General features: G+C 75.3%; 1 protein-coding gene. It reads right to left on the bottom strand.

The genetic code is table 11. From position 1 onward, the window contains the following. A partial coding sequence (locus FV230_RS26835) for a glycoside hydrolase/phage tail family protein (RefSeq protein WP_147844546.1) occupies positions 1–2,773 on the bottom strand: 2,773 nt, incomplete at both ends.

Raw genomic sequence — 2,773 nt, 5'->3', positions numbered from 1 at the left:
TGCCCGGCCCGTGCAGCGGCACGCCGCGGGTCTCGAGCCGGCGACCGGCCGGCCCGTCGTCGATGCGCACGATGCGCTGGAGGCTGGCCGGCGTCGCCAGCAGATCGCCGGGCTCGAGATCGAGGCGTCGCGGGCTGAGCGTCAGCCCGGCGGTGTCGCGGCCCGCGATGGCCCGGTCGAGGAGCGCCTCGGCAAGGTTTTCTGCGGTCTCGCGCCGGGTGACGACCGCCACCTCGATCCGGGTCTCGCGCCGCCGGCCGCCGGCCGGCCGGATCGCGGCGGCGGACGCGCGGCGATAGTCCGGGTTCTCGGAATCGGTGAAGCCGATCTCGATCGAGCGCGGCAGGCCGCTCTCCTCGGCGCGCACCCGGCGCAGCGGCGCCTCGTCCTCGGAGACGCGCACGAGGTCGTCGTCGGCGATGATCACCGCCGCCTCGCGCCGCGGCCCGCGCAGCCGCAGGGTGCCGGCGACCGCCGACACGTCGAGGCCGTAGAGCTGCGCCAGCGGCTCCAGGGCGGCGCGGGCCGAGAGCGGCCGGTCGATCACCGCGCCGTCGAGGTAGGCGGTGGCCTCGATCGCGATCGGCACGGCGACGCCGAGGTCGGACAGGATCCGCTCGATCAGCCGGTCGAGGTCGCAGCCCTCGATCCGGCCGGTGATCCAGTGGCCGACCCGCCAGTTGCCGGCATCGGCCCAGACCGAGCCCTGGTCGGGAAAGGCCGGGTAGGGCCGCGCGTCCCAGGCCCAGACGAAGACCGCGCCCGGGTCGACCATCGGCCCGCCATAGACGGGCGAGAGCGGGTTGTCGGCGGCCGCGAAGCCCGCCGCGGCGGGGTCGAACCGCGACAGGATCGCCTCCAGGCCGCGCAGCTGGATCAGCTCGTCGCGCAGGCCGCGCGAGGCGGGCGGAAAGGCGCTCTCGGAGGATTTCGGGTCGGGGAAGACGTTGGGTCCGTTGGTGCCCTTGTCGACCGCCGGCACGCCGATCTCGGTGAGCCAGATCGGCTTCCCGCGCGGCACCCAGGCCGTGGCGCGGGTCTCGACCCCGCCCGCCCGCTCGACGTGCGCGCTCGACCACCAGCCGACGAGGTCCTTGGGCCGGAACGTCCACGGCTTCCCGTAGGCGCCGTCGGTGATCGGGCTGCGGCGCTGCGCGGCGCGGGCCTCGTCGTCGGCGTAGTACCAGTCGAACGCCTCGCCGCCGCCGAGCCGGGCCTTGAGGAAGCCGCGGTCGTAGATCGTGTCGGTCTCGGCGAGGTCGGCCTGCGCGGGCGTGTCGCGAAAGTCCGAGATCGGCGGATAATAGTCGATCCCGACCGCGTCGATGCTCGGGTCGGAAAACAGCGCGTCGAGGGGGAAGCGCACGCTGGCGCCGCCGTCGCGGACCTGGGCGCCGTACTCGGTCCAGTCGGCGGCGTAGACGAGCTTCACCGACGGCCCGAGCCTCCGGCGCACCGTTCGGGCGAGGTCGATCAGCGCCGTTGCCGCCGGGCAGGTCTCGCCCGCGCCGCGCACGCGGGTGAGGCCGACGAGCTCGCTGGCGAGGACGAAGCCGGAGAGCGGCGTGCCGGCGGCCGCCCAGCCGGTCGCGAGGTCGGCATAGTGCAGCACCTGCCGGCGATAGCCCTGCGCGCCGGCGAAGTAGGCCAGCACCTGCGCCTCGGCCGCCGCCGTCCCGTCCGGGCTGCCGGGCTGGCCGGGGGCGGGATCGCAGGTGATGCGGCCGCGCCAGGGGTAGGCCGGCTGGCCGACGCTGCCGGGCGCGTAGGGATCGGGCAGCGCGTTGCCGGCGGCGACGTCCATCATCACGAACGGGTAGAGCACCACCGCGAGGCCGCGCCGGGCCAGCTCCGTTATCAGGCGGCCGAGGCCGGCATCGGAGGGCGTGCCGCCATAGGCCGGCGTGCCGTCCGGCGCGGCGGAGACTGGCGCGACCTGCGTGCGGTCGAGGCCGGCCACGAGCCAGCCGTCGCCGGTGGTCGCCTTGTCGCGGATCTCGACGCGGGGCGCGACCGTGCAGTGCCCGGCGCGCAGGTCGTCGCCGAACCACGCCACCACCACCGCGATGCGGGCGAGGTTCGGGCACAACGCCTGCAGCGCGTCGAGCGACGCGACCACGTCGGTCGCCGCCTGGAGCTGGAACCGGTTGGCGGCCCGCGTCCGGCCGAGGCCGAGATCGACCGTGACCGGCATCGGGTCGAGGCCGAACTCGGACGCGCCGGGGATCAGGTTCACCGCGCGGATCAGCGGCGCGACGCCGTTGACCGGCCGCACCACCTCGAAGGCAAATTGCGGGATGCGGTTGCCGTAATCGGCCAGGGGCAGCCCCTCGAACACCACGTAGGCGAGGCCGCGATAGGCCGGCGCGTCGGCGCCCTCCTTGGCGACGATCAGCGGATCGGGCGCCTGGTCGGCCGCGCCGGCATGGACCCGGCAGGTGATCGCGGTGCGGTCGAGCTCGATCCCGTCCGCCCAGATCCGCCGGACGAGGGCGATCTCGCCCTCGCACAGGCCGACCGCGAGGTTGGCGAAGTAGGCGTAGCGCGTCCGCACGGTCTTCTGGCCGCCGCCGCCCTTCGCCGGGGAGGACGCCCGCTCGACGGCCGTGTTGGCGACCTCGAGCGGCCGCGTTGCCCAGATCAGGGTGCCGCCGAGCTTCGCCCGGCCGTAGACGCGCGGCACCGGATCGCCCTCGGTCGAGGACAGGCCGGCGACGTCCGACAGCCGCGGCCCGGCGACGAAGCGCGGGCTCGTCCCCGCCCCGAACAGGGC

The sequence above is a fragment of the Methylobacterium sp. WL6 genome (assembly GCF_008040095.1).
GTDB lineage: Bacteria > Pseudomonadota > Alphaproteobacteria > Rhizobiales > Beijerinckiaceae > Methylobacterium.
The sequence above is the reverse complement of the archived record's forward strand: the minus strand, read 5'-3'. Positions and strand labels throughout refer to the sequence as shown.